Genomic DNA, 26732 nt, shown 5'->3' with positions numbered 1-26732 from the left:
GGGAGAAACACCCACCATGGCCACCATCAATTTCATCTGGAACGGCAAGGACGACGTTGTCCCGGAGAACACGACGTCTTACCACCTGGGCGCGACCAGCGGGCACATGAGTCCGCCCGGCTACACGGAGACCTGGACGGGCGTGAATCTGCGCTATTCGCCAGGCACGGGATATGGCTATCCGACCGGCGGCGCCATTCACTCGTGGAGCCTGAAGCAGACCGGCACGACCTTCTCTTTCTCGATGACGGGCCTGAATCACAAGGTCACTTCGGGCACTTCCTACGAGACGCTCATTTCCGACCTGATGGCCGGGCGCGACGACTGGCACGGCAACGCCGGCAACAACTACTTCTACTGGAGTGCCGGCGGCGACACGTACCACGGCGGGGTCGGAATCGATACGCTGGACAGCCTCGGTTTCTCGAAGGCGCTGATCATCGGCAACAAGCCCAATTTCACGCGCAGCGGCGAAGTCATCGCGCTCACGGCCACCGGCGATCTGGATGTCACGCTGAACTCCGTCGAGCGTCTTCGTTTCAAGGAAGTCTCGGTCGCGCTCGACCTGAACGGCAATGCGGGCGCGGCGGCACGCATCGTCGGCGCCGTATTCGGCCGTGACCAGATCAAGAGCAAGGACCTCGTGGGTATTGCCATCGGTCTGCTCGATTCGGGGATGGCGCCGCTGGAACTCACGCGCATCGCGCTGGACGTGAAGCTCGGCGACAACTACACGCATGCCGCGCTGGTCAATCTCGTCTACAAGAACGTCACGAACACGGCGCCGTCCGCGCTCGACATGCAGCTCTACGGCTCGATGCTGGACAAGGGCCAGTTCACCGGCGCCGAGCTGACCTGGGCCGCGGCCGCGAGCACCACCAATGCGGCGACCATCGACCTGACCGGGCTCTCGACGACGGGCCTCGACTACCTCCCGTGGCTGGGATGAGACCTGCAGCGGCATTCGTCGATGGCCAACACGATCCTGTCCCCCGCCGGTTTGCAGCACGTCCTGCGGCTGCAACTGCGGCCGCACGAGGACATGCACCCGAGCTGGCTGCCGCCCGCCTGGCCGTCGCACTGGCGCCGCTGGCGAACGCTGGGTCCGGCGGGCCAGGCGGTGCTGGCGTCCTGGCTGCGCGGCAGCCTGCCCGACCTGGACTACCGCTTCGATTCGCCGTGCAAACGGTTGCTGTTGATGGACAGCCGTTCGCTGCGGCGGTTGAGCCTGTATTGCGGCCTGGCGCTGCACGCTCGCCTGATGAGCGATCGGGATGCCCTGGGGGCGCAGTTGCGCCGCCAGGCGCGTCGCATCGACGACGATGCGGTCGACTTCGTGATGCACAGGCTGCCGCCGCCATCGGCTTTCCGAATCGATCCCACGCCGCTGCGCGAGCGGCCGATCAGTGCCGGGCGGGTCGTCGTCGACCGCGGCTATCGCCTGCTGCAAGCGGCGGTCGCCGGCGAAGGCGAGGCCGTGCTGAAGCGCGTGCAACGCAAGCTGCCGCGGCGCGCGGCAGCGCTTCGCCCCCTGTCGCTGCAGCCGCACCAGCTCGCGCAGCTGGATGAACTGATGCTGATGTGCATCGTCCCCGAGAGATTGCCCCAATGGGATTGGCTTACCTGATCACCAGCGATCGGCTGCAGTTGCTGTGCGAGCGCAAGGTCCTCAAAGAGGCCGAATACAGCGCGCTGCTCGACTCGGCACGCCTGATCGAGACCGCGCGTGCCGAGGCCGCACGCATCACGACAGCGGCCAGCCAGCAGGCGGCCCAGGCCCGGCGCGACGGCTACGCGGCCGGCCTGCGCGAAGCCAAGGCGGCCCATGCCGATCGGCTGCTGTCGGTGGCGGCCGACGATCACGCACGCCTCGGCCGCATGCGCGAAGCGATGGCGCACCTGGTGGTGAGGGCGATGTCGCAGATCCTCGCGGACATCGATCCGGCGCGCCTGTACGAAACCGCGCTGCAGCGCGTGCAGGAGCTGCTGCGCGCCGAGGCGCAGGCGGTGGTGCGGGTGGCGCCTGCCGGCGAGCCGGCGCTGCGCGCAGCGGTGGCGCGGCTGCGCGAGGGCGCGGGCTGGGCCATCAACCTCAGCGTCCACGCCGATGCCTCGCTGCCCGCCGGCGGCTGCGTGCTCGTCACCGCGGCCGGCACGCTCGACATCGGCATCGAATCGCAGCTCGACGTGCTTGCCCGCGCGATGCGAGGTCACGAGACATGACCGATCACGGCATGGAAGCCCTGGCCGCCGAGCTGGAACGCGCCATCGGCCGCAGCGCGCCGGTGGCGATGCGCGGCCGCGTGAGCCAGGCCGTCGGCCTGACGATCGACGCCACGGGCATCCAGGCGCGCATCGGTGAGCTGTGCGAGCTGGTGACCCCCGGCGAGACGTCGCAGTGGGCCGAGGTGGTGGGTTTCCGCCACAACACCGCCGTGCTCACGCCCCTCGGCCCGATGACCGGCATCTCGATGGCGACCGAGGTGCTGCCGGCAGGGCGGGGCCTGCGCTGCCCGGTCGGTCCCGGCCTGCTCGGGCGCGTGCTCGATGCGCTGGGCCATCCGATCGACGGCCGCGGCCCGCTAGCAGGCCACGGCCGGATGCCGGTGCACCGCGAAGCCATCGCGCCGCTCGCACGGCGACCGGTTCAGCAGCCCTTCGTCACCGGCCTGCGCGCGATCGACGGCCTGCTGACGCTGGGCATCGGCCAGCGCATCGGCGTCTTCGCGCCGCCCGGCGTCGGCAAGAGCACGCTGCTGGGCATGCTGGCGCGCGGCTCGAACGCCCAGGTCAACGTGATTGCGCTGGTCGGCGAACGCGGCCGCGAGGTGCAGGAGTTCGTCGAGCACAACCTCGGGCCGGCGGGGCTGGCGCGCAGCGTGCTCGTGGTATCGACTTCGGACCGGCCGGCGATGGAGCGCATCAAGTGCGCCCAGGTCGCGACGACGATTGCCGAGTACTTCAGGGACCAGGGGCAAGCGGTGCTGCTGCTGGTCGACTCCCTGACCCGCTTCGCGCGTGCGCAGCGCGAAGTGGGCCTGGCCAGCGGCGAGCCGCCGACGCGCCGCAGCTACCCGCCGTCGGTTTTCTCGGTGCTGCCCCAATTGCTGGAGCGCGCCGGCCAGGGTGCGCAGGGCTCGATCACGGCGGTCTACGCGGTGCTGACGGAAGGCGAGGACGACAACGACCCGATCGCCGAAGAGGTGCGCTCGATCGTCGATGGCCATCTCGTGCTGTCGCGCCGGCTGGCCGAGGCCGGCCAGTTTCCTGCGATCGACATCCTGGCCAGCGTGAGCCGGGTGATGACGCAGGTGACCGACGCCGCACACCGCGCCGACGCCGCGCAGGTGCGCAAGCTGCTGTCGCGGCATCGCGAGCTCGAGCTGCTGCTGCATATCGGCGAATACAGGGCCGGCCAGGACGCACTGTCGGACCGCTCGGTGCAGACCTTCCCTGCGTTGCAAGCCTTCCTGGCGCAAGGCACGGGCGATTCGGTGGCGTTGGCCGACACGCTGGCGTCATTGCGCAGCCTGGTCGGCGGAGCGAGGAACGGGTGATGAGCAGCGACTGGCCCCGACTCATCCGCGTGCGCGAGCAGCAGAAAGCCGCGGCGGCGGAAGCGCTTGCGACCGCCCGCCGCGCTGCCGAACACACCGCCGCCCGCCGGGACGAGGCGCAGCAAACGCTGGCCTGCCGGGTCAGCGAGCGCGCCGGGTCGTGGCATGGCGCGGCCGACCGGTTCTCAGCCGGATCGCTGGACATCGAGCAACTGCGCCGCGTGGCCACGTTCGATGCAGTCGCCGGCCGACACATCGCCGATGCCAGGCGGTGCTGCCACGCCGCGCAGGCGCAGCATCAGCTTGCCGAAACGCAGGCCGAGGAAGCTCGGGGCTGGTTGCATGGCCGTCGCGCGGCACTCGAGAAGGCCGAGCGCATGGACGAGCGCGCGCGGGCAGCGCTGCGACGGCAGGAAGAGCAGCGCGCTGAAGAGTCTGCAGAAGTCGCGGCGCTTGCAGCGTGGCAGCGCGGCCCTGGTCGGCGGACGGCATGAACCGGACGGCATGAACTCCCACGAGATCGGCGCGCTGCAGGCCGAGGTGGTGCCCATCGTGCTGGCGCTGCCGCGGCTGCTGGCCGCCTTCCTGGTGCTGCCGTACTTCGCGGGCACCGCCCTCGGCGGCGCCGTGCGCGGCGCGTTCGTGCTGGTGCTCGCGGCCTTCGTCGCGCCCGCCGTGCCGGTGACGGCGCTGCCGGGCGCGGGCCCCTGGCTCGTGATCGTCTGCAAGGAGACGCTGATCGGGCTGCTGCTCGGCCTGGGCTTCGGCGTCTTCGTCTGGGCGCTGCAATGCGTCGGCGAGCTGATCGACTTCCAGAGCGGCACCGCCAATGCCGCCTTCTTCGATCCGATCGCGGGCCACGAGATCGGCCCGACCGGCGACCTGCTGTTCCGGCTGGCCGTCACGCTGTTCGTCAGCGCCGGCGGGCTGCTCGGCCTCATCGGCGCGCTGTTCGAGTCCTATCAGCTGTGGCCGGTGGCCTCGTACTTTCCGGACGCGCGCGCGGTATTGCAGGCCTTCGCAGTTCGCGAGGGCGACGCGATCCTGGCCTGGATCACCAAGCTGGCGGCGCCGGTGATCTTCGTCCTGGTGCTGGTCGACCTGGGTGTGGGGCTGGTCGGGCGCGTCGCGCCGCAGTTGAACGTCTTCGTCGTCGCGCAGCCGCTGAAGGGCCTGCTCGCGATCCTTGTGCTGGCACTGGTGCTGCACATCGTCTACGCCGGGCTGCAGGACTTCCTGCGGCCCGACAACAGCGTGCTGCAGTTCCTGCGCCACGTTCTCTAGCAGTCGGCATCAATGACCGAGAAGAAACACGCACCGACACGCCGCGCCCTGCGGCTCGCACGCCGGCGCGGTGAGGTGCCCTACAGCGCGGATGTCACGTCGACGCTTGTCTTTGCCGCCACGAGCGGGGCAGCGGCGGCCCTGGCGGGCTGGTGGTTCGACAGCCTGCACGGGTTGTGGCACCGCGCCACCGGCGCGCCGGTGCTGCGCCAGCCGCTGGAGCACCTAGTCGCGCTGCTGCTGGATGCCGGCCGCGTGAGCTTCGGCGGCATGCTGCTGATCTGCGCCGTGGCGCTGGTGGCGGCCACCGCCGGCGGCATTCTCCAGGTCGGCGGCATGATGGCCTGGCAGCGGCTGCAGCCCGATTTCTCACGCCTGAATCCGGCCAGCGGGCTGGAGCGCATCGTCTCGATGCGCAACCTCGTCAATCTGCTGAAGCTGCTGGTCAAGGCCGCGCTGCTTGCCGCGCTGATGTCCGTGGTCGTGCGCATCCACCTGCAGACGGCTGCCGGCCTCGGCCAGCTCGCGCCGGCCATGCAGGCCGCGGCCGTCGGCCAGGCGCTGCTGTCGACCTTCGCCTGGGCCGGCCTGATCTGCGCGGCGATGGCGGGAGTCGACCACTGGCATCAGCGCTTCGAGTTCATGAAGCAGCATCGGATGTCGCACGAAGACCTGCGCCGCGACCACCGCGAGGCCGAAGGAGACCCGCTGAATCGTTCGCGCCGGCGCTCGGCGCATTTCGAGTCCGTCTACCTCAGCCTGGCCGATCGGATGCGCGCTGCGTCGCTGGTCGTGCAGTCGCGGCGCGTCGCGATTGCTCTGCAGTACGTCGGCGAACAGGACCTGCCGCGCGTGATCGCGCGCGGCGAAGGCGCCGTCGCCGACAGGCTGCAGCAACTGGCGGCCGATGCGCAGGTGCCGGTGCAGTTCGATCCGGCGCTCGCCGAGCGATTGTTCGACGAGGCGGCGCTCGATCGGCCGATTCCTGCCGGCTGCTTCGAGGCCGTGGCTGATCTGTTGCGGCGCGCGGGGTGGGAGGTTACCCAGTGATCGATGCCGACCTCGTGCGCGGGCTCGATGAGGCCAGCGGCCTGCCGCGGCTCGACCCGCGTGCCTGCAGCGCGCTGAACCGGCTCTACGGCTGGGCGCCCGACATCGGTTTCACGCTGCGTGAGCAACCGGTGCAACTGCGGCTTCGCTATCGCGCTACCGGGCCGCAGAGCGGTGGCAGCGCCTACGCGTTCCGCCTCGGCACGCAGCGCGGCTTCATCCGCCTCGATGACGCCGCGCTGGCGTTCCTGCTGGGCGAACCGCTTGCCGCCGTGCTGCCGCACGAGCTGCGCACGATCCTGCTGGCCGACGCGCTGCAGCCCTTGATCGAGCGCGTGACGGCCGCACTGGGCGTCGGCTTCGAATGGTTGCCCGACCCGGCGCCGCCGCCACCGACGGCGGATGCACTGTGCTTCGTGCTGCAGCGCGCGGACGGCTCGGCGACCGCCCGAGGCTGCCTGGATTTCGAAGACGACGACGCCTGGGCCGCGGGCGTGGCCCGCCTCGTCGCACCCGCGGCCCGGACCCTGCCGCCGGCGCTGGCCGACCTGCCGGTCCCGCTGCGCCTGGAGATCGGCCATGTCGCGCTGCGGCTCGGCGAGCTGCGCAGCATCACCCGCGGCGACATCGTTGCGATCGAGCCCTGGCACTTGCAGGGCGCCGTGCTCGGCGTGCGGGGCTGCGTGGGCCGGCACGCGCGGCCTGCCTTCCGTGCCGAGGTGCGCGGATCGGCCCTCACCGTCCTTTCCTCTGAAGACCCGATGATGATGAAGACCATTGATCCCACGAACAAGGCCGCAGCCGGCGATGCGCTCGATCCGTCCCTGGAGAGCCTGGAAGGGCTCGAAGTCACGCTGCGCTTCGAGGCCGGGCAGCTGCAGCTGCCGCTGCGCGAGCTGGGGCTGCTGAAGCCGGGCCATGTCTTCGACCTCGGCCAGCCGCTGACGCAGAGCGTGGTGCGCATCGTGGCCCACGGCAGCGTCGTCGGCAAAGGGCAGCTCGTCGCGGTCGGCGAGCGGCTGGGCGTGCGCGTCATCGAGTTCGCCGCGGGCGAGGTCTGAAAAGCGCGCGGACTCAGACGATGCAACTCGATCTGCCCGATCCGCTGACCCTCGCGGCCATGATCCTGGCCTTCGGCGCCGTGCCTTTCGTGGCATTGATGGCCACCTGCTACACCAAGCTGGTGATCGTCTTCGGCCTGCTGCGCAGTGCGCTGGGGCTGCAGCAGACGCCGCCGAACATGGTGCTCAACGGCATCGCGATCGTGCTGTCGGTCTACGTGATGGCGCCTGTCGGCATGGACATTGCCGATGCGCTGCGCGGCCGCCCCTTCGGCGCCAAGGGCGAAGGGCTGAACGACATCGTGGCGGTGTTCGACGCGGCGAAAGCGCCGATCAAGGCCTTCCTGAAGCAGCACACCGACGAGCGCGAGCACCGTTTCTTCCTCAAGTCGGCCGCCAGCGTCTGGCCGAAGCACCGCGCGGAGACACTGCAGCCGGACGACCTGATGGTGCTGATTCCGAGCTTCACGCTCAGCGAGCTCACGCGCGCCTTCCAGATCGGCTTCGTGATCTACCTGGTCTTCGTCGTCGTCGACCTGATCATCGCGACGGTGCTGCTCGCACTGGGCATGTCGATGCTGGCGCCGACGACGATCTCACTGCCCTTCAAGCTGCTGCTCTTCGTGATGCTGGACGGCTGGGCGCGGCTGGTGCACGGGCTGGTGCTGTCGTATCGCTGAGCCCGCCGAGCCTCGATCAGCGCGGCACGTTGAGCAGCGGCTTGCCCTCGGCGTCGCTATGGACATCGAAGTCGGCAGCCTTGCGCCGAGCCGCCAAGTCGGGCGGACCTCGGTGCTTTCCGAACAAGCCCTCCCCCAAGACGTAGGCCGAGGCCCGCTCGGGGCCCGGGTCACCGAGATAGGCGGCCAAGGCCTCGCGAATCAAGACACTCGCAGGACGGCCCTGAGCATCGCTGAGCCTGCGCAGCTGCTGTTCCATCTCCGGCGCGAGCTTGACGGTCACTCTCATGGCGTCACGTCTCCGCGTCTCACCCATCCAACTGCTTCTGGAACACCAGCCCCGCGTGCTCGCGCAGCGCGTGGAACTTGATCTTCGGCCAGTTGTTCTCGATCGCCCGCAGCTCGGGCGCGTATTCGACCAGCAGCGTCGGCGCATTGACGGCGTCGTGCGCCATGCGGTGGCTGTTGCCGTCGATGAAGCGCTGCAGCTCCTTCGCGCCGCCATCGGCCTCGTCGCAGGTCACCCAGCGGGCGATCGAGAAGCGGCACGGGCTGATGCGCGCCTTGCAGCCGTATTCGTGTTCCAGCCGGTGCGCGACGACCTCGAACTGCAGCTGGCCGACCGCGCCGAGCATCAGCACCGAGCCGGCGATCGGGCGGAAGACCTGGATCGCGCCCTCTTCGCCGAGCTGCTGCAGCCCGGCCTTCAGCTGCTTGGTCTTCAGCGGATCAGCCACCTCGACCATGCGGAACATCTCGGGCGCGAAGAACGGCAGGCCGGTGAACTGCAGGCTCTCGCCTTCGGTCAGCGTGTCGCCGAGCTGCAGCACGCCGTGGTTCGGGATGCCGATGATGTCGCCGGCGAAGGCTTCGTCGAGCAGCTCGCGGCGCTGCGACAGGAACGAGACCACCGTGTTCGGCCGCAGCTCCTTGCCTGAGCGCACGACCTTCAGGCGCATGCCGCGCTCGAAGTGGCCGGAGGCCACCCGCACGAAGGCGATGCGGTCGCGGTGCGCCGGGTCCATGTTGGCCTGGATCTTGAAGACGACGCCGGTGAACTTCGGTTCGGCAGGCGCCACCTCGCGCTGGATCGCCGGGCGCACCGCCGGCGGCGGCGCCAGGTCGACCAGCGCATCCAGCACCTCGCGCACGCCGAAGTTGTTGACCGCCGAGCCGAAGAACATCGGCGTCTGGCGGCCGGCGAGGAATTCGGCCTCGTCGAACGACGGCGCCGCCTCGCGCACCAGCTGAATCTCCCCGTGCGCCTGCTCGTACTGCATGCCGAAGCGCGATGCGTAGGCCGGGTTGTTCAGGCCGGCCAGGATCTCATCGTCACCGCCGGCGCGGTCCGCGCCGGCGCTGAACACGCGCATCTGCTCCTCGCGCAGGTCGAGCACGCCGTGGAAGACCTTGCCCATGCCGACCGGCCAGGTGAACGGCACCACCGTCATGCCGAGCTCGCGCTCGATCTCGTCCATCAGGTCGAGCGGCTCCTTGACCTCGCGGTCCATCTTGTTGACGAAGGTCAGGATCGGCGTGTTGCGCGCGCGGCAGACCTGCAGCAATCGCCGCGTCTGCGGCTCGACGCCGTTGGCCGCGTCGATCACCATCAGCGCGGCGTCCACCGCCGTCAGCACGCGGTAGGTGTCTTCGGAGAAGTCCTGGTGGCCTGGCGTGTCGAGCAGGTTGATGACGCAGTCGCGGTACTCCATCTGCATCACCGACGAGGCCACCGAGATGCCGCGCTGCTTCTCGATCTCCATCCAGTCGGAGGTCGCGTGGCGCGAGGCCTTGCGCGCCTTGACGCTGCCGGCGATCTGGATCGCGCCGGAGAACAGCAGCAGCTTCTCGGTCAGCGTGGTCTTGCCGGCGTCCGGGTGGGAAATGATCGCGAAGGTGCGGCGGCGGCGCACCTGGGTCGGAATGTCGGCGGACATGGAGCTCGGTTCAGAAGGCGGGCAACCGGTGATTATCGGTGCCGGCCGCGCGGCGGCGGCTGCAGGCACACTCGGCCGATGCCCGAGCTGCCCGACGTCACCGTCTACATCGAGAGCCTGGCGGCCAAGGCACGCGGCCAGGTGCTCAAGCGCCTGCGCATCCTGAACCCCTTCCTGCTGCGCACGGCGCTGCCGCCGATCTCGCAGGCCGAGGGCTGCACGCTGCAGGGCATCGAGCGGCTGGGCAAGCGGCTGGTGCTGGTTTTGCAGCCAGCCGCCGGCGCCGAGCTGCTGCTGGTGATCCACCTGATGATCGCCGGCCGGCTGCGCTGGCTGGCGCCGGGCGCCAAGCCCCCGGGCAGGATCACGCTGGCGAGCTTCGAATTCGAGACCGGGCAGCTGGTGCTGACTGAGGCCGGCACGCAACGCCGCGCCTCGATGCACCTGCTGGCCGACCGTGCGGCGCTCGCGGCGATGGACCCGGGCGGGCTCGATGTCTTCGCCATCGATGGGGCTGCGTTCGCCGCGCGGCTGCAGAGCGAGAACCACACGCTCAAGCGCGCGCTGACGAACCCGCAGCTCTTCAGCGGCATCGGCAACGCGTATTCCGACGAGATCCTGCACCGCGCGCGGCTGTCGCCGGTGAAGCTCACGCGCGCGCTCGATGCGGCGGAGACGGCTCGCCTGTTCGACGCCACCCGCGCCGTGCTCACCGAATGGACCGAGCGCCTGCGCGCCGAAGCCGCGTCACACGGCGGCTGGCCCGACAAGGTCACCGCCTTCCACCCGCAGATGGCGGTGCACGGCCGCTACGACCAGCCGTGCCCCGATTGCGGCACCCCCGTGCAGCGCATCGTGCATGCCGACAACGAAACGAACTACTGCGCGCGCTGCCAGACCGGCGGCAAGCTGCTGGCCGACCGCGCGTTATCGCGCTTGTTGAAGGCCAGCTGGCCGAAGCACATCGACGACCTCTGAGGGCGCGCAGCGTCAGCGCCGCTTCGCCAGCAGCGGCTCGCTGATGCCCTTGACGCCGACCAGCCCGAGCACGGTGACCAGCGAGCTCTGCGCGCCCTTCCACGCATCGGTCAGGTCGATCCACTCGGCCAGCGAATGGAAACCGCCGGACTTGCCGCCGCCGCCGATGATGATCGCCGGGATGCCGAGCGCCATCGGCACGTTCGCATCGGTCGAGCCGCCGATCAGCGCCGACTTGCGCTCGAATGCGGTGTTGGCGCGGATCGCCGCTTCGACGATCACCGAGTCCACCGGCGTGCGGCCGGCGGGCCGGTCGCCGATCAGCTTCGTGCTGGCGCTCAGGGCGGTGGTGCCCCAGCGCCTGTTCTCCTCGGCCACCGCCTCGTCGACCGTCGCGAGGATCTTCTTCTCGGTCGCCAGCAGGCTCTCCATCTGCTCCGAGCGGATGTCGATCGCCATGCGCGCGTCGGGCGAGATGGTGTTGACCGAGGTGCCGCCGGCGATCGTGCCGACGGTGAAGGTGGTCTTCGGGAAGCTCGGTGTCTGCACCTCGGCGATCTTGGCGATCGCGCGGCCGAGGCCGTGGATCGCGCTGGGCACCTGGCCGAAGGCGATGTAGCTGTGGCCACCCGGGCCCTTGAAGCTGACCTCGTAGCGGTGCGAGCCGGTGCCGAGCACGGTGATCGCGCCATCGGGCGCCGGCTCCAGGCCGACCATGCCGTCGATGTCCGGATGGTCGGCGAAGATGCGCTTGATGCCGCGCAGGTTGCCGAGCTCCTCCTCGCCGACGTTGGCGGAGATCAGCAGGTCGCCGACGGTCTGCAGCTTCTTGTCTTCGAGCACCTTCAGCCACGACAGCAGCACCGCGAGTCCGCGCGTATCGTCGGCGATGCCGGGCGCGTAGAGCTTGCCGTCGCGCTCCTTCACCGTGACATCGGTGCCGGCCGGGAACACCGTGTCCAGGTGCGCCGCGATCAGCAGCTTCGGCCCGCCACCGCTGCCCTTGCGCAGCGCGATCACGTTGCCTTCGCCGTCGATGCGGCCATCGATGCCCAGCGCCTTCAGCCGGGCCAGGAAAGCCTCGGCGCGGCGCTGCTCCTTGAACGGCGGCGCCTCGATCTCGGTCAGCAGCTTCAGGTCGTCGATCGAGCGCGCATGGTCGGCCTTCAGCGCGTCGAGCACGGCGCTCACCGACGGCGCGGCCATCAGCTTGACAAAGGCCTGGTCGACCGCCGGCCGCACCTGCGTGGGTGTCGGCGCAACCGCGTTGAACTGGGCGTGCGCCGGGGCGCACAGGACACAGGCCGCCGCGGCGGCCATCGAAGCGAGCAGGGGGCGATGCAGCATGGCCGGTATCGTGCGGCAGTTCCCGCCACCGCGCTGCGCATTGATTTCGGGAGCCCGCAGTTTTTCTAACATCGGGGCATGCGCCGCCATATCCCCACCACCCGCGCCCTGCTCGCGTTCGACGCCGTCGCGCGCCATCAATCCGTCGGCAAGGCCGCCGACGAGCTGTGCCTGACGCACGGCGCCATCAGCCAGCAGCTGCGCCTGCTCGAAGACCAGCTCGGCGTGCGGCTGGTGCAGCGCGGTGCGCGCGGCTCGGTGCTGACGGAGGCCGGCAAGCGCTACCACGCGCAGGTGGCGGCCGACCTGCTGCGGCTGGAGAACCACACGCTCGAAGCGATGGCGCGCCGCCCGGGCGGCGCGCACCTGCTGATCGGCGCGCTGCCGGTGTTCGGCGAACGCTGGCTGCTGCCGCGGCTGCCGGCCTTCGCGCTGCAGCACCCCTCGTGCACGATGCACCTGCAGGTCTTCCCGACCCACATCGCGCTCGACGAACCGCCGTTCGACGTCGCCGTGCAGTACGACGATGCGCCGTGGCCCGGCGCGCAGGTCCGCACGCTGCTGCGCGAGACCTGCGTCGTCGTCTGCGCGCCGCAGTCGCGCCAGCGCGCAGCGTTCACGCGCGGCGACTTCCGCCAGGCCAGCCTGCTGCAGCTGAGCTCGCGCCTCGGCGCCTGGGAGGGCTGGTTCGCCGGCGCGGGCATCGAGCGCGTGCCAACGAGCATCGTGAGCGGCCACCGGTTCGACCTGTTCTCGATGCTGATCGAGGCGGTGCGCGCCGATCTGGGCGTCGGCCTGGTGCCGCAGTACGCGGTGCAGCGCGAGCTGGCGAACGGCGAGCTCGTGCTCGCGCATCGCCACGCGGAAAGCGGCCGGCGCGGCTATAGCGTGTTCGTCGGCCCGCACAAGGCGGCCGACCCGCTGGCGGCGGCGTTTGTCGACTGGCTGAGCACTGCGGCCCAGGGGGCGGACTGAGGCCTGCGACGGGCCGCCGCACCGCCTTCGGGCGTTGACGACGGCCCACCCGGCGCGGGATAGTCGTCGGCGACGACGGAGCGAGCCTTGACCCACTGCTTCCGGGGACGGCATGCCGGCGCGGCCGCAGCGCGCTGGCTGGCGGCGTGCCTGCTCGCCTTCAGCGCCGCGCTGGCGTCGGCCCAGGTCGAAACGCTGCGCTACGGGTTGCTCGCCGAGTTGCCGCCGTTCCAGGTCTGGCCCGAGGGCGGCGAGCCCGGTGGTGCCGATCTCGCGCTGGTGCAGGTGCTCGCCGGGCGACTCAACCTGCAGCTGCGCCCGGTGCGCTACACCAGCTGGCGCAGCCTGGAGGCCGACCTGCTGGCCGGCCGCATCGACCTGGCCAGCGCCGTGCGCCGCAATGCCACGCGCGAGCAGGACCTGGCCTTCACAACAGCCTATTGGCGGGTACGCCAGGCGCTGGTGACCCGGCGCGATGCGCCCTCGGGCGCGCTGACGCCGGACCTCGCGGGCCGCATCGTCGCGGTGGTCAACGGCTACCCGAGCGAGGTCGAGGCGGACCAGCTGTTCCCGCTGGCCACGCGCGCGGTCGTCGACACGGTGCGCCAGAGCCTGCGCGACGTGGCCTCGGGCCGCGCCGACGTCGCCTTCGAGGCGCTGCCGGTGGTGCTGGAGCTGATCGAGCACGAGCAGCTCAAGGGCCTGCATGTCGCGCGCACGCTCGAGCTGCCGACCGGCGCGCTGCACCTGGCGCTGCCGGCGTCGCGCCAGGCGCTGGCGCAACGGCTGTCGCAGGAGATCGTCGCGCTGGCGCCGGGCGCGGTCGAGGCGCTGGTGCGGCGTTGGAGCGCGACCTTGCCGCTGGCCGAGCGCGGCGCCACGTTCGTGCTCGACGAGCGCGACCGCAGCGCGCTGGCGGCGCTGCCGGCGCCGGTGATCGCCGTCGTCGGCGGGCACCGGCCGTTCATCGACGTGACGCCCGGGAGCGAACCGAGCGGGCTGACGATCGACATGCTGCGCGCGGTGCTGCAGCGGCTGGGCTTGCAGCCGCGCGCCTGGCGGGTCGTGCGCCTGGAGGACCTGGCCGGGCTGCTGGCACGCGGCGAAGTCGACTGGGTGATCGGTGCCGAAGAGAGCGCGCAGTACGACGGCCAGCTGCGCTTCATCGGGCCGTACATGGAGCAGCCGGTGACGATCATCGGCCGGCGCGACGCGGTGCTGCTCGACCTCGGCCAGCTGCGCGGCCGGCGCCTGGCGCTGCCGGCCGGGCATGCCGGGCGCACCTGGGTCGACTCGCGCTACCCGGCGATCGACGTCGTGGCCTGCCTGCAACTGGCCGACTGCGTCGACGCCGTCGAACAAGGCCGCGCCGATGCGACGCTGGCCGACGTGATCGGCGCCGCGACGCTGCTGGCCGAGCGGCCGCGCGCGACGGTGCAGCTGATGGGCGCGGTGCCCGAGCTGCGCGTGCAGCACAGCCTGGCGCTGGCCGCGCGCCACGGCGCGCTGGCCGCGCTGGCCCAGCGGGCGCTCGACGCCAGCGCCAGCGCCGACCTGCCGGAGCTGAAGACGCGCTGGCTCAACGCGCCAACGCCCGCGGCCGTGCAGCGCGAGGCGGTGCGGCGCTGGGCGCCGTGGGTCGGTGGCGTGCTGGCCGGGCTGCTGGCGCTGTGGTGGGCGCACAGCCGGCGCCTGAAGCGCGAGGTGCGCCGGCGCCAGGCCGCGCAGCAGCACGCCGAACGCGCCAGCCAGACCAGCGCGCGCTTCGTCACCTTCCTCGCGCACGAGGTGCGCAACTCACTGCACTCGGTGATCGCCGGCACCGAGCTGCTGCGCCACACGCAGGGCAACCAGCCGAGCATCGCCGCCGGGCTGCGCGAATCGGCGCGCTCGACGCTGACGCTGCTGAACAACCTGCTCGACCGCGACCGGCTCGAGGCCGGCCGGCTGTCACTGCACCTGGAGTCGGCGCACCTCGATCCGGTGCTGCGCAGCGTCGCGCTCGAGATGGGGCCGGCGGCGCAAGCACGCCAGCTGACGCTGCGTTACCGGCCCGGCGCCTGGGACCCGCTGCTGCGCATCGACGCGATGCGCGTGCAGCAGGTCATCCGCAACCTGGTCGCCAACGCGATCAAGTACTGCGAGCGCGGCGAGATCGCCATCGAGTCGCGCTGCGAGGTCGAGCCGGGCACGCAGCCGCGCTGCCGGGTCGAGATCGTCGTGCGCGACCAGGGCCCGGGCGTCGCGCCGGAGGACCAGGCGCACCTGTTCGAACCCTTCTTCGTCGCCGGCGACAGCACCGCCGCGGGCGCGCGCACCGGCCTCGGGCTGGCGCTGTGCCGCGACATCGCGCAGCTGATGGGCGGCGAGCTGACGCTGGACAGCCGCCGCGGCGAGGGGCTGGCGATCGCGCTGCGCTGGACCGCCGAGTTCGAAGCCGAGCCCGAGCCGGCGGCTCGGGCCAAACCCGCGCCGCCGCGCCGCGTGCTGCTGGTCGAGGACGCCGAGGTCTACGCGATGCTCATCGAGCATGCGCTCGCCGCCGAGGGCTGCCCGGTGGTCGTCGCCGGCTCGGTGGCCGGCGCCGAGGCGGCACTCGCGCGCGAGGCCTTCGATGTCGTGCTGACCGACCTGCACCTGGTCGACGGCGGCGCGGCGCGGGTGATCGCCGCGGCACGCCGGGCCGCCGGCGAGGGCGCGCTGCCGACGCTGGTGGTGATGTCGGCCGAGCTGCACGATGCCGACGTGCAGGCGCTGCGCGACGCCGGCGCCGAGTTGGTGCTGGCCAAGGCCAGCGACGCGACGCTGTTCGTGCGCCAGCTGCTGCAGCACCCGGCGCTGCGCGCGCCGGCCGAGCTGGCGGCCTGACGCGTGCTTTGAGAGCTACTCTTCCAGCAGCGAGCGCAGCATCCACGCCGTCTGCTCGTGCACCGTCAGGCGCTGCGTCAGCAGGTCGGCGGTCGGCTCGTCGCCGGCCTTGTCGACCAGCGGGAAGATGCTGCGCGCGGTACGTGCCACCGACTCGTGGCCTTCGACGAGGATGCGCACCATCTCGAGCGCCTTCGGCGGCGCCGCCGGCGCGTCCTTGATCGACGCCAGCGCGCCGAACTGCGCATACGAGCCGGGCGCAGGGTGGCCGAGCGAGCGGATGCGTTCGGCGATCGGATCGACCGCGTTCCACAGCTCGGTGTACTGGGCCATGAACATCGCGTGCAGCGTGTTGAACATCGGCCCGGTGACGTTCCAGTGGAAGTTGTGCGTCGTCAGGTACAGCGTGTAGGTGTCGGCCAGCAGCCGCGACAGCCCGCCGGCGATCGCGCTGCGGTCCTCCGCGCTGATGCCGATGTTGATCGACAGGCCTTGGTTCCTGATCTCGGGCATGGGGAGCCTCCTTGAACGGTATCGGGCGACTCTAGCGCGGCCTCGAGCCGCTCAGGGCGTCAGCCGCTGCGCGCCCTTCAGCTCGCAGGCATACACCGCATTGCGCAAGGCGGCGATGGCCTCGTAGCGCGTGAAGCTGCGGCGCCAGGCCAGCACGACGCGGCGCGTCGGCACCGGTTCCTCGAACGGGATGTAGGCCACGTGCGGCTGCGGATCGCGCGGCATGCTCAGCTGCGGCACCACCGTCACGCCCATGCCCGAGGCGACCATGTGCTTGATGGTCTCCAGCGACGAGCCCTCGAAGCTCTTGCGGATGCCTTCGGCGTCGCTGGAAAAACGGGCGAACTCCGGGCACACCTCGAGCACGTGGTCGCGGAAGCAGTGGCCGGTGCCGAGCAGCAGCATCGTCTCCTTCTTCAGCTCGTCGGCGCTGATGCGCTGGCGCTGCGCGAGCGCATGCCGGATCGGCACGGCGACGACGAAGGGTTCGTCGTACAGCGGCGCGATCGCCAGGCCGGTGTCCGGGAAAGGCTCGGCCATGATCGCGCAGTCGAGCTCGCCGGTGCGCAGCATGTCGAGCAGCTTGACGGTGAAGTTCTCCTGCAGCATCAGCGGCATCTGCGGCGTCTTCTCGATCGCGTGCTTGACCAGCTCGGGCAGCAGGTAGGGGCCGATCGTGTAGATGATGCCTAAGCGCAGCGCGCCGTTCAGCGGGTCCTTGCCGCGCTTGGCGATCTCCTTGATCGCCGCGGCCTGCTCGAGCACCGATTGCGCCTGGCGCACGATCGCTTCGCCCAGCGGCGTCACGCTGACCTCGCTGGCGCCGCGCTCGAAGAGCTTCAGGTCGAGCTCTTCCTCGAGCTTCTTGATCGCCACCGACAAGGTCGGCTGCGAGACGAAGCAGGCCTCGGCGGCGCGGCCGAAGTGCCTTTCGCGGGCGACGGCGACGATGTAGCGCAGCTCGGTGAGCGTCATCGGTGCGGAGGAAGGGTCATTGCCCGCCCGGCCGCCCGAAGGGCAATGCGCCCCAAGGATCCCGCAGGATCCTTCGGATCCCTGGGGGCCGCGAACGAAGTGCGCTGGGGGGCCGGCATCCGGCGATTGTGCCCAGCCAGGACGAAAAAAGGGGCGACCGTTGCCAGTCGCCCCTGAAGCTCGCCCCTGGAGGGGCCCGTCGATCAACCTTGGAGATGCCGTGCTGCGGCTGCCTGAAGCGGCCACGCGATTCCCGGTCGCGCGGCCACGCAGCCGGGCATCACAGCGGCAGCTTCTTGCCGTCCTTGTAGGTGTACAGCGTCATCGCCGGATTCTTCAGCTCGCCATCGGCCTCGAAGCCGATCTTGGTCGTCACGCCCTGGTAGCTGGCGTCCTTCAGCTTCGCCAGGTAGACCTTCGGGTCGGTCGAGTTGGCGCGCTGCATCGCATCGACCAGCACGTGGACCGCGTCGTAGGTGTACGGCGAGTAGACCTGGAACTGGCCCGGGTACTTCTTGTCGTAGCGGTCCTTCCAGGCCTTGCCGCCGGGCATCTTGTCCAGCGAGGCGCCGCCTTCGGCGCAGGTCACGTTGCCCAGCGTCTTGGCGCCGCCCGACAGCTCGGCCAGCTTGGCCGTGCAGATGCCGTCACCGCCGAAGAACTTGACGTTCGCCAGACCCAGCTGCTCCATCTGGCGCAGCATCGGACCGGCTTGCGGGTCCATGCCGCCGTAGAAGATGCCGTCCGGCGCCTTCGACTTGATGGCCGTCAGGATGGCCATGAAGTCGGTCGCCTTGTCGGTCGTGAACTGCTCGTCGACGATCTGGATGCCCTTTTCCGTCGCCGTCTTCTTGAAGACCTCGGCGACACCCTGGCCGTAGGCGGTGCGGTCGTCGATGATCGCGATCTTCTTCAGCTTCAGGTTGTTCGACGCGTGCAGCGCCAGGCCGGCGCCGAGCGCGTTGTCGTTGGCCAGCAGGCGGAAGGTCGTCTTGTAGCCCTGCTGCGTCAGCTTCGGGTTGGTCGCCGAGGGCGTGATGTGCGGCAGGCCGCACTGGTTGTAGACCGTCGACGCGGGAATCGTCGTGCCCGAGTTCAGGTGGCCGACCACGCCGGCGACCTTGGCGTCGCACAGCTTCTGCGCCGCGGCGGTGCCCTGCTTCGGATCGGCGGCATCGTCTTCAGCCACCAGCTCCAGCTTGACCTTCTTGCCGGCGATCGTCACGCCCTTGGCGTTCAGATCCTCGATCGCCATGCGCACGCCGTTCTCGTTGTCCTTGCCGTAGTGCGCCTGCGCGCCCGAGACCGGGCCGACGTGGCCGATCTTGACGACGTCCTGGGCCTGCGCCTGAGCGGCCATCATCGCCAGTGCGGCGACGGCGATCGAATGAATGACGAAGTGCTGTTTCTTCATGCGTTGCTCCGAGGGTTCGCGTCAGCGATCAGAAGTTGTGGCGCAGGCCGACGGCCAGCGAGCTGAAGTCGCCGTAGATCCGGCCCTTGTCGTCGACCTTGGTGTAGAAGCCGTAGACCTTGGTGCGCTTGCTCAGCTTGTAGTTGATGCCCACCGTGCCCTGGTTGGCCGAGCTGTCCCCGGCGACCTTGCTGTAGTTGCCGGCATGGCCCCAGTTCAGGTGGAACTCGGTCAGGCCGCCGAGCGTGTACATCGCCGTCAGGCGCGTCGTCGTGCGGTTGCCGGCGGCATAGCCGTTCTCGTCGCGCTGCACGTAGGCGCCGAGGCCGAAGTCTCCCAGCTCGTAGAACACGCGCACGGCGAACTGGTTCTGCTGGTCGTTCTTCTCGTAGCCGGCGCCCAGGTGCAACGGACCCGCGTCGTAGTTGGCGGCGAGGTCGAAGCTGTTCTTCAGCGGCCGACCGCCGGAGACCTGGCTCTCGTGCAGCGACACGGCGCCTTCGAGCGTGAAGCCGCCCATCGACGGCAAGCGGTAGGCGATCTTGTTCGCGTTGCGGCCGACGTAGGCGTAGAACGCGTCCGACGACGTGCCGGTGTCGTGGTTGTGGTTGCTGATGTAGTCAGCGGTGGCGTAGTACGCCTCGCTGGTGAAGTTGCCCAGGCGCACGGTGCCGAAGTTGCCGCCGAGGTTCACTTCGCTCTGGCGGCCCCAGAAGGTCGCCGCGGCGACGCCGGTGTCGGCGGCGAAGCCGTGTTCGAGCTGGAAGCCGGCCTTCAGGCCGCCGCCCAGGTCCTCGGTGCCCTTGAAGCCGATGCGCGAGGAGTTGTTCTGCAGCACGGTCGAAGTGGCGCCGGCGGCATTCTTCTGCCGTTCGACGGTCAGGTTCAGGCGGCCGTAGGCGGTGACGCTGGACTGCGCCTGCACGGCGCTGACGCCGGCGAGCGTGGCGAGGGCGGCGACGATCGCGCGGCCGAGGATGGCGGTTCTCTTCATGTAGGTCTGGTCCGGTCAGGGGTGGCGCAACTCCGGCCGAGCGCCGCGACCCCCTGTCGCGCTGCTTCGTCCGGCTTCCGCGGCGTAAAGGCTTGTTGCCGTGACGCTGCGCGGCGCAGTGTTGCGGAGAAGCGCGTCGCTGACCGACGCTTCTGGCCCCCTGAAAGGCGCGATGAATCCGCTTTTGCGGCCGTCAAACCGCGAAAGCTTCGCCCGCGGCTGGACTAGCGTCGCGGGTGCGCGCAGGCGGCGCGGGCCGGCTCAGCCGATCCGGGTCCCCCGGGCGGCTGAATCCCCCTCGGGGGGCGACGCCGAAGGCGTCTTGGGGGTCTCACCCCTTGGTGCGCACCGGTTCGGGCAGCGGCTTGGCCGCCAGCCTGCGCAACTGCTGCACCAGCTGGTTGTGCGCATCGAGGAAGGCGGCGGAGATCACCTTGGCCTCGTTGGTATTGCTCCAGCCGAGTCCGCCGACACCACCCCCGCCGCCGACCATCATGCCGCCCAGCCCCAGATCGGTGCTGCGCGCCGCGCCGGTGGCCGACGAGAGTTGTTCGGTGGTCTCGTTGTCGGTCAGCAGCAGCACGACCTGCGCTTCCTTGAACTTGACCTGCTCGGCGGCGCCGGCGAACTTGTTGAGCACCGGAATCGCCGCCAGGATGCCGCCGAGCTGGCGGCCGGCGTCCTGCTCGCTGAAGGTCAGGCTCGGCACGACGCTGTACTGCGCGACGATGCCGCGGCCCTTCTTGACGCTGCCGTCCTCGCGCAGGATGCCCTGCTCCTTCAGCTCCTGCTCGCGCACCGTGGCCTTCAGGCCGCTGTGGCGGTCGACGATGCGGAAGCACCCGCTCTGCTGCATCAGCACGCGCACCAGCGGCAGCGGCGATTCGGGCAGGCCGCCGCGGCCGATGCCGACGTAGCCGCCCTGGTTCTCGACCAGCGAGACGACCGCCACCGGCGCATCGCACTTGACGAGCTGCTTGGCCGCGTTGCTCGCGCCCTGCGGGCCGCCCGAGCCGGTGACCACCGAGCCGCCCTGGCCCAGCTCGACGCCTTGTTTGCCGCAGCCGGCGAGCAGCGCCAGGCCGATGGCGGCAGCGGCCAGGCCGCAAGACCGAATATGCATGTGAGGAACTTTCGAAATCCGTTCTAGGGGGCCGCCACCGCGGCCGCCGGCCGGCTGCCGAAGATGGCCGTGCCGATGCGCACGATTGTGGCGCCCTCGGCGATCGCCGCTTCGAGGTCGGCGCTCATGCCGATCGACAGCGTGTCGAGCGCCAGGCCGTCGTCGCGCAGGCCCTGCCACAGCGCACGCAGCGCCCGGTGGGGCGCGCGCTGCGCGGCAAAGTCGCCCTGCGGCTCGGGGATCGCCATCAGCCCGCGCAGCTGCAGCCGCGGCAGCGCGGCGACCGCGCGGGCCAGCGCCGGCACGTCGGCGGGCGCCAGACCGCTCTTGCTGGCCTCGCCGCTGATGTTGACCTGCAGGCAGACCTGCAACGGCGCCCGCCCGGCCGGCCGCTGCTCGGACAGGCGCTGCGCGATCTTCAGCCGGTCGATCGAATGCACCCAGTCGAAGGCCTCGGCCACCAGGCGCGCCTTGTTGCTCTGCAACGGGCCGATCAGGTGCCACTCGAGGCCCAGGTCGGCGGTGGCGCGGATCTTGTCGAGCGCCTCCTGCACGTAGTTCTCGCCGAAGGCGCGCTGGCCGGCGGCGGCGGCCTCGCGCACCGCCTCGGCGCCGAAGGTCTTGCTCACCGCCAGCAGCGTGACGGCCTGCACGGGGCGACCGGCGGCGGCGCACGCGCTGGCAATCCGGTCATGGACTTGTTGTAACTTGGTCGGCACGCTCGTCATAATCGCCCGAGCCTACTGCACACCCATATGGACATCACGCAACTGCTGGCGTTCTCGGTCAAGAACAAGGCGTCGGACCTGCACCTCTCGGCCGGCCTGCCGCCGATGATCCGTGTGCACGGCGACGTGCGGCGCATCAATGTCGAGGCCCTCGAGCACAAACAAGTGCACGCGATGGTCTACGACATCATGAACGACGCCCAGCGCAAGCACTACGAGGACGTGCTGGAGGTCGACTTCTCGTTCGAGATCCAGGGCCTGGCGCGCTTTCGCGTCAATGCCTTCAACCAGAACCGCGGCGCCGGCGCCGTGTTCCGCACCATCCCGAGCAAGATCCTGACGCTCGAGCAGCTGAACACGCCCAAGATCTTCGCCGAGCTGGCGCTCAAGCCGCGCGGCATGGTGCTGTGCACCGGCCCGACCGGCTCGGGCAAGAGCACCACGCTGGCGGCGATGGTCAACCACCTCAACGAGAACGAGTACGGCCACGTGCTGACGGTCGAGGACCCGATCGAATTCGTGCACGAGTCGAAGAAGTGCCTGATCAACCAGCGCGAGGTGGGGCCCCACACGCTGAGCTTCGCCAACGCGCTGCGCTCGGCGCTGCGCGAGGATCCGGACGCGATCCTGGTCGGCGAAATGCGCGACCTCGAAACGATCCGCCTGGCGCTGACCGCCGCAGAAACCGGCCACCTGGTGTTCGGCACGCTGCACACCTCGAGCGCCGCGAAGACCGTCGACCGCATCGTCGACGTCTTCCCGGCCGCCGAGAAGGACATGGTGCGCGCGATGCTGTCCGAATCGCTGATCGCGGTGATCTCGCAGACGCTGTGCAAACTGAAGGACGGCTCGGGCCGCGTCGCCGCGCACGAGATCATGATCGGCACCTCGGCGATCCGGAACCTGATTCGCGAGAACAAGATCGCGCAGATGTATTCGTCGATCCAGACCGGCCAGAACCTGGGCATGCAGACGCTGGACCAGAACCTCTCGGACCTGGTGCGGCGCAACGTCGTCTCGCCGATGGAAGCCCGCGCGAAGGCCAAGTTCCCCGAGAACTTCCCGGGCTGAGGCCTGCTCCTGTGACCATCCAAACCCCGTGAAGCTGTTCAGTCGCCTGCGCAGCCGCCGCACCCCGGTGTCGGAGGAAGTCACCGATTCGGTGCTCGCCACCAGCCTGTTCCCGGCCGACGATGCGGCGCCGGTGGTCGACTGGGCGACCCGCGCCGGCGAGCTGAAAGCGCATCCGCTGCCGTCGGCTGAAGCCGCCGAACGCATGCTGCAGCTGTGGCACGCCGATCCGCCGCTGGCCGGGCTCGGGGCCGACGCACCGGCCCGGCTCGCGCGCTGGCTGCAAGGCGCCGACGTGCCGGCCGAACGCGAGCTGCTGAAGCAGGACGAGATCGGCGATCACCTGCTGGTGCTGCTCGAAGGCCGCGTCGCCGTCGAGCGCAAGCATCCCGGCGGCAGCGTCACGCGCCTGATGGAAGCGCGCGCCGGTGACCTGCTCGGCGAAATGGCCTTGTTCGACGGCGGCCCGCGTTTCTCGGCCTGCCGTACGCTGACCCCTTGTTGCGTTGCCGTGCTCGACAGCGCGGCGCTCGACGGCCTGCTGGCCGAAGATGCGCCGCTGGCTGCGGCACTGCTGGTATCGATCACGCGGCGCATTGCGCTGCGGCTGCGCCAGACCGGTGCGCGCTTGTCCGCGCTGCTGGCGCCGCAATGACTTGAAAGAGAGTTCTCCATGGAACGCGACCAGGCATCGAAGTTCGTCAACGACCTGCTGCGGCTGATGATCTCGCGCAATGGCTCCGATCTGTTCCTGACCGCCGACTTCCCGCCCGCCATCAAGGTCGACGGCAAGGTCACCAAGGTCTCGCCGCAGCCGCTGACCGGCCAGCACACGATGGCGCTGGCGCGCGCGGTGATGAACGACAAGCAGGGCGCCGAGTTCGAGCGCACGAAGGAGTGCAACTTCGCGATCGCGCCGCAGGGCATCGGCCGCTTCCGCTGCAACGCCTTCATCCAGATGGGCAACATCGGCCTGGTCTTCCGCACCATCCCGCAGCTGCTGCCGACGATCGACCAGCTCGGCCTGCCGCAGGTGATGAAGGACATCTCGATGACCAAGCGCGGGCTGGTCATCATGGTCGGCGCCACCGGCTCGGGCAAGAGCACGACGCTGGCGGCGATGGTCGACTGGCGCAACGAACACTCGCACGGCCACATCATCACCATCGAGGATCCGGTGGAGTTCGTGCACGCGCACAAGAACTGCATCATCACGCAGCGTGAGGTCGGCCTCGACACCGACGGCTGGGAGCAGGCGCTGAAGAACACGCTGCGCCAGGCGCCCGACGTGATCCTGATGGGCGAGATCCGCGATCGCGAGACGATGGAGCACGCGGTGGCCTTCGCCGAGACCGGCCACCTGTGCATGGCGACGCTGCACGCCAACAGCTCGAACCAGGCGCTCGACCGCATCATCAACTTCTTCCCCGAAGAGCGGCGCCAGCAGCTGCTGATGGACCTGTCGCTCAATTTGAAGGGCATCGTCTCGCAGCGCCTGCTGCCGCGCGAAGAAGGCAAGGGCCGCATCGCGGCGGTCGAGATCATGCTGAACACGCCGCTCGTCGCCGACATGATCTTCAAGGGCGAGGTGGCCGAGCTGAAGGAGCTGATGAAGCGCTCGCGCGAGCACGGCATGCAGACCTTCGACCAGGCGCTGTTCGACCTCTTCGAGGCCGGGCTCGTCACCTACGAAGACGCGCTGCGCAATGCCGATTCGGTCAACGACCTGCGGCTGACGATCAAGCTGCACAGCGCGCGGGCGCGCAGCAAGGATCTGGCGGCCGGCACCGAGCACCTGACGATCGTTTGAGCGCTCAGCGCGGCACGACGGTCACCGCGATGCGGTGATGTCGGCCGTGGCTGTCCAGGGCGGTGATCGTGTGGCGGCCGGGGTCCGACAGACGCAAGGTCCACGACTCGCTGCCGCGGCTGCGGCGCGCGTGCTGGCCGTCGACGAGCCAATGCACCCACGCCGCGTCGCCGCGCGCTTCGGCCTGGCCTTGCGCGGACACGGCCACATCGATGGCGGCGGCGCCGGGTGCCGCGCGCAGCACGGCGCCGTCGTCCAGGCCGGTGATGCGCAGCGGTGTGCCCGGGGCGGCCGCGCCGCCGCAGGGGGCCGGTGCCACGTCATGGCGGAAGGCGTCGAGCGCCGTCGGCCAGCGCGCCTGCGCCGGGTACGGACGGCCGTCGGCGCAGCGACCCTCAGCGAGCAGCAGCCCGTCGCTGCGGCCGCGCTCGGGCAGGGTCGGCGGCAGCGCGCCGTTCAGCGCCCAGCCGCTGCGGCGTTCAGCGCATTGCCCGGGCGCCGTCGCATCGAAGGCCAGGCCGAGCGGCCAGCAGCTGAGCGCCGGCCGCACGCTCGCCGGCCGGGACGGCGGCGCGCTCGTGCCCTCGGGCAGCACGGCGACGATGTCGTGCAGCAGCGGCGCCGCCGTGTTGGCGCCGAAATGGCCCGGGTTCGGCGTGCCGTCGGGCCGACCGACCCAGACGCCGAGCGTGTGGCGCGAGGTGACGCCGACCGCCCAGGCGTCGCGGAAGCCGAAGCTGGTGCCGGTCTTCCACGCCAGTCGCTGCGGCCCGCCGGCGAACGGCCGCTCTGGATGGCCGCCGCCCTCGAGGATGTCGCGCACGATGAAGGCCGCGCCTTCGCTCATCAGCCGGCTCTCGATGCGCGGCTCGTCCGGCGTCAGACGCGGGCGGCCGGCGATGCCCCCGCGCGCCAGCGCGCGGTAGGCGCCGACCAGCTCTTCGAGCGTCGTGCCGCCGCCGCCGAGGATCAGGCTCAGGTTCGGCGCGTCCCCCTGCAGCAGGCGCAGCCGCAGACCCGCGGCGCGCAACTGCGCCGCGAAGCGCAGCGGCCCGACCCGGTCCAGCAGATCGACGGCAGGAACGTTGAGCGACTTCTGCAGCGCCTCGGCGGCGCTGACCGCGCCGCTGAAGGTGGCCTGGAAGTTGCCCGGCTGATAACCGCCAAAGGACTGCGGCGCGTCGACCAGCAGGCTCTCGCTGTGGATCAACCCGTCGTCGAGCGCCATCGCGTAGAGGAAGGGCTTCAAGGTCGAGCCCGGTGAGCGCACGCCGCGGGTCATGTCGACGTGCGCGGCGCGCCGCTGGTCGCTGAAGTCCACCGAGCCGGCATAGGCGCGCACCGCCAGCGTATCGTTGTCCATCACCAGCACCGCCGCCGAGACCTTCGGCGGCAGCGCATGCACGCGGTCGAGCAGCAGCCGCTCGATGCTCGATTGCAGCTCGACGTCGATCGTCGAGCGCACCGGCAGGCCCGGCGGATGGCGCTGCATGAGCCCGCACGGCCGCCCGAAGGGCGAATACCGGAGGGCGCAGCCCGAAGGTGGCGCGGTCAACGCGCGCTGGCGCAGCCGCTCGGCCGCCAGCGGCGCGAGCCATTGCGCGCGGATCGGCTGCGCGGCGACCCGCTCGAGCCGCGCGTCGTCGACGGTCGCCGCAGTCCACTGCCCTTGCGCTTCGAGGCGCCGCAGCACCTTGTCGCGCGCGCTTGAAGCCGCGGCGGCAGCGCGGTCCGGTCGCAGCCGCGACGGCGCCTGCGGCAGCGCGGCCAGCAGCGCCGCCTCGGCATGGCTCAGGCTGGCCGCTGACTTTCCGAGGTAGGCGCGGCTGGCCATCTCGACGCCCTCGACGATCCCGCCCATCGGTGCATGGTTCAGGTACAGCGTCAGGATCTGTGACTTCGACAGGCGAAGCTCCAGCTGCAGCGCGCGCAGCGTCTGGCGCAGCTTGGCCGCCAGTGTGCGGCTGCCGCCGGGTGGCGGCGGCTCGAGAATGCGGGCGACCTGCATCGTCAAGGTCGAGCCTCCCGAGACCACGCGCCCGGCGCGCGCCCATTGCCAGCCGGCCCGCGCCAGCGCCAGCGGGTTGACGCCCGGATGCCAGCGGAACCAGCGGTCCTCGTAGCCGAGCAGCGCTTCGAGGTAGAGCGGCGACACCTGCGCCGGCGTCACCGGCTGCCGCCAGATGCCATCGGCGCCGGGATAGGTGCGCAGCGGCGTGCCGTCGGCGGCGACGATCACGCTGCCACGCTCGGTCGGCGGGATCGGCGGCGGCAGCGCCAGGTCGAGCACCAGCAGCGTGCCGAGCGCGCCGGCCAGCACCCGGCGCCAGCGCGAGGCGGTGACCCAGCGGGACAGCACCACCAGCC

Annotated in this window: 25 protein-coding genes; 15 read left to right on the top strand and 10 right to left on the bottom strand. The window is 70.4% G+C overall.

Features of this window, described 5'->3' with window-relative positions; genetic code table 11:
* The first annotated feature begins 16 nt into the window (after positions 1-16).
* From HLB44_RS20650 to sctR, 9 genes are read left to right on the top strand one after another with little or no spacing between them, the layout of a single operon-like run.
* Positions 17-949, top strand: coding sequence for a hypothetical protein (locus tag HLB44_RS20650; protein ID WP_173126240.1), 933 nt, complete (start codon positions 17-19; stop codon positions 947-949).
* Between the two features lie 21 nt (positions 950-970).
* Positions 971-1627 (top strand): SctK family type III secretion system sorting platform protein, encoded by a 657-nt coding sequence (locus HLB44_RS20645; protein WP_173126237.1) that lies wholly within the window; start codon positions 971-973, stop codon positions 1625-1627.
* On the top strand, positions 1609-2223 hold the full coding sequence (gene sctL / locus HLB44_RS20640) for a type III secretion system stator protein SctL (RefSeq protein WP_173126234.1): 615 nt from the start codon (positions 1609-1611) through the stop codon (positions 2221-2223). Before HLB44_RS20645 ends, sctL begins: the two co-directional genes overlap by 19 nt.
* A complete protein-coding gene (locus HLB44_RS20635; protein ID WP_281375196.1) occupies positions 2220-3557 on the top strand; it encodes a FliI/YscN family ATPase in 1338 nt (445 codons plus the stop codon). The genes sctL and HLB44_RS20635 overlap by 4 nt, the downstream gene beginning before the upstream one ends.
* Positions 3557-4051: a hypothetical protein gene (locus tag HLB44_RS20630; protein WP_173126231.1), complete on the top strand. Its 495-nt coding sequence runs from the start codon at positions 3557-3559 to the stop codon at positions 4049-4051. The genes HLB44_RS20635 and HLB44_RS20630 overlap by 1 nt, the downstream gene beginning before the upstream one ends.
* Before the next feature lie 10 nt (positions 4052-4061).
* Positions 4062-4841, top strand: a complete 780-nt coding sequence (gene sctT, locus HLB44_RS20625) for a type III secretion system export apparatus subunit SctT (protein ID WP_173126228.1) — start codon at positions 4062-4064, stop codon at positions 4839-4841.
* A gap of 12 nt (positions 4842-4853) precedes the next feature.
* Complete coding sequence (locus tag HLB44_RS20620) at positions 4854-5891, top strand: EscU/YscU/HrcU family type III secretion system export apparatus switch protein (RefSeq protein ID WP_173126225.1); 1038 nt, start codon at positions 4854-4856, stop codon at positions 5889-5891.
* Positions 5888-6952, top strand: a complete 1065-nt coding sequence (gene sctQ, locus HLB44_RS20615) for a type III secretion system cytoplasmic ring protein SctQ (RefSeq protein WP_173126222.1) — start codon at positions 5888-5890, stop codon at positions 6950-6952. The genes HLB44_RS20620 and sctQ overlap by 4 nt, the downstream gene beginning before the upstream one ends.
* 20 nt (positions 6953-6972) lie before the next feature.
* Positions 6973-7632 carry a type III secretion system export apparatus subunit SctR gene (gene sctR / locus HLB44_RS20610; protein WP_173126219.1) on the top strand — a complete coding sequence of 220 codons (660 nt, stop codon included), beginning with the start codon at positions 6973-6975 and terminating at the stop codon, positions 7630-7632.
* A 16-nt stretch (positions 7633-7648) separates the two neighbouring features.
* Here sctR and HLB44_RS20605 read toward each other — a convergent pair whose 3' ends face one another.
* Both HLB44_RS20605 and HLB44_RS20600 read right to left on the bottom strand, forming a co-directional pair.
* Entirely contained in the window at positions 7649-7921 is a 273-nt protein-coding gene (locus tag HLB44_RS20605; protein ID WP_173126215.1) for a ribbon-helix-helix protein, CopG family, read from the bottom strand.
* A gap of 19 nt (positions 7922-7940) precedes the next feature.
* Positions 7941-9569: a peptide chain release factor 3 gene (locus HLB44_RS20600; protein WP_173126213.1), complete on the bottom strand. Its 1629-nt coding sequence runs from the start codon at positions 9567-9569 to the stop codon at positions 7941-7943.
* A gap of 78 nt (positions 9570-9647) precedes the next feature.
* Between HLB44_RS20600 and HLB44_RS20595 the strand changes: the two genes are divergently transcribed.
* Positions 9648-10547, top strand: coding sequence for an Fpg/Nei family DNA glycosylase (locus tag HLB44_RS20595; protein ID WP_173126210.1), 900 nt, complete (start codon positions 9648-9650; stop codon positions 10545-10547).
* Positions 10548-10559: 12 nt separating this feature from the next.
* Here HLB44_RS20595 and HLB44_RS20590 read toward each other — a convergent pair whose 3' ends face one another.
* Positions 10560-11894 carry a M20/M25/M40 family metallo-hydrolase gene (locus HLB44_RS20590; protein WP_173126207.1) on the bottom strand — a complete coding sequence of 445 codons (1335 nt, stop codon included), beginning with the start codon at positions 11892-11894 and terminating at the stop codon, positions 10560-10562.
* Positions 11895-11972: 78 nt separating this feature from the next.
* Between HLB44_RS20590 and HLB44_RS20585 the strand changes: the two genes are divergently transcribed.
* Entirely contained in the window at positions 11973-12869 is an 897-nt protein-coding gene (locus HLB44_RS20585; protein WP_173126204.1) for a LysR substrate-binding domain-containing protein, read from the top strand.
* Between the two features lie 87 nt (positions 12870-12956).
* A complete protein-coding gene (locus HLB44_RS20580) occupies positions 12957-15737 on the top strand; it encodes a transporter substrate-binding domain-containing protein (RefSeq protein ID WP_173126201.1) in 2781 nt (926 codons plus the stop codon).
* 15 nt (positions 15738-15752) lie between these two features.
* Here the strand turns inward: HLB44_RS20580 and HLB44_RS20575 are convergent, their stop codons facing one another.
* The 6 genes from HLB44_RS20575 to HLB44_RS20550 all read right to left on the bottom strand — a co-directional run bounded on the left by HLB44_RS20575 (position 15753) and on the right by HLB44_RS20550 (position 21484).
* On the bottom strand, positions 15753-16250 hold the full coding sequence (locus HLB44_RS20575) for a Dps family protein (RefSeq protein WP_173126198.1): 498 nt from the start codon (positions 16248-16250) through the stop codon (positions 15753-15755).
* A gap of 51 nt (positions 16251-16301) precedes the next feature.
* Entirely contained in the window at positions 16302-17225 is a 924-nt protein-coding gene (locus HLB44_RS20570) for a LysR substrate-binding domain-containing protein (RefSeq protein WP_173126196.1), read from the bottom strand.
* A 280-nt stretch (positions 17226-17505) separates the two neighbouring features.
* On the bottom strand, positions 17506-18639 hold the full coding sequence (locus HLB44_RS20565; RefSeq protein ID WP_173126193.1) for a branched-chain amino acid ABC transporter substrate-binding protein: 1134 nt from the start codon (positions 18637-18639) through the stop codon (positions 17506-17508).
* Positions 18640-18667: 28 nt separating this feature from the next.
* Positions 18668-19633: a porin gene (locus tag HLB44_RS20560; protein WP_173126190.1), complete on the bottom strand. Its 966-nt coding sequence runs from the start codon at positions 19631-19633 to the stop codon at positions 18668-18670.
* A gap of 331 nt (positions 19634-19964) precedes the next feature.
* Positions 19965-20750 (bottom strand): CsgG/HfaB family protein, encoded by a 786-nt coding sequence (locus HLB44_RS20555; RefSeq protein WP_425500840.1) that lies wholly within the window; start codon positions 20748-20750, stop codon positions 19965-19967.
* Positions 20751-20779: 29 nt separating this feature from the next.
* A complete protein-coding gene (locus HLB44_RS20550; protein WP_173126184.1) occupies positions 20780-21484 on the bottom strand; it encodes a YggS family pyridoxal phosphate-dependent enzyme in 705 nt (234 codons plus the stop codon).
* Positions 21485-21511: 27 nt separating this feature from the next.
* Between HLB44_RS20550 and HLB44_RS20545 the strand changes: the two genes are divergently transcribed.
* Genes HLB44_RS20545 through HLB44_RS20535 form a run of 3 tightly spaced genes read left to right on the top strand, consistent with a single transcriptional unit; the run spans position 21512 to position 24365 of the window.
* Positions 21512-22555, top strand: a complete 1044-nt coding sequence (locus tag HLB44_RS20545; RefSeq protein ID WP_173126181.1) for a type IV pilus twitching motility protein PilT — start codon at positions 21512-21514, stop codon at positions 22553-22555.
* A gap of 28 nt (positions 22556-22583) precedes the next feature.
* On the top strand, positions 22584-23210 hold the full coding sequence (locus HLB44_RS20540) for a cyclic nucleotide-binding domain-containing protein (protein ID WP_343051435.1): 627 nt from the start codon (positions 22584-22586) through the stop codon (positions 23208-23210).
* A gap of 18 nt (positions 23211-23228) precedes the next feature.
* Positions 23229-24365, top strand: coding sequence for a PilT/PilU family type 4a pilus ATPase (locus HLB44_RS20535; RefSeq protein WP_173126178.1), 1137 nt, complete (start codon positions 23229-23231; stop codon positions 24363-24365).
* A 4-nt stretch (positions 24366-24369) separates the two neighbouring features.
* Here the strand turns inward: HLB44_RS20535 and pbpC are convergent, their stop codons facing one another.
* Positions 24370-26727: a penicillin-binding protein 1C gene (pbpC, locus tag HLB44_RS20530; RefSeq protein WP_425500835.1), complete on the bottom strand. Its 2358-nt coding sequence runs from the start codon at positions 26725-26727 to the stop codon at positions 24370-24372.
* Between the last annotated feature and the right edge of the window lie 5 nt (positions 26728-26732).

The organism is Pseudaquabacterium terrae, from assembly GCF_013266755.1.
Taxonomy (GTDB): Bacteria; Pseudomonadota; Gammaproteobacteria; order Burkholderiales; family Burkholderiaceae_C; genus Pseudaquabacterium; species Pseudaquabacterium terrae.
Note: the sequence above shows the minus strand (reverse complement) of the source record. Positions and strands in the feature narration are given on the sequence as shown.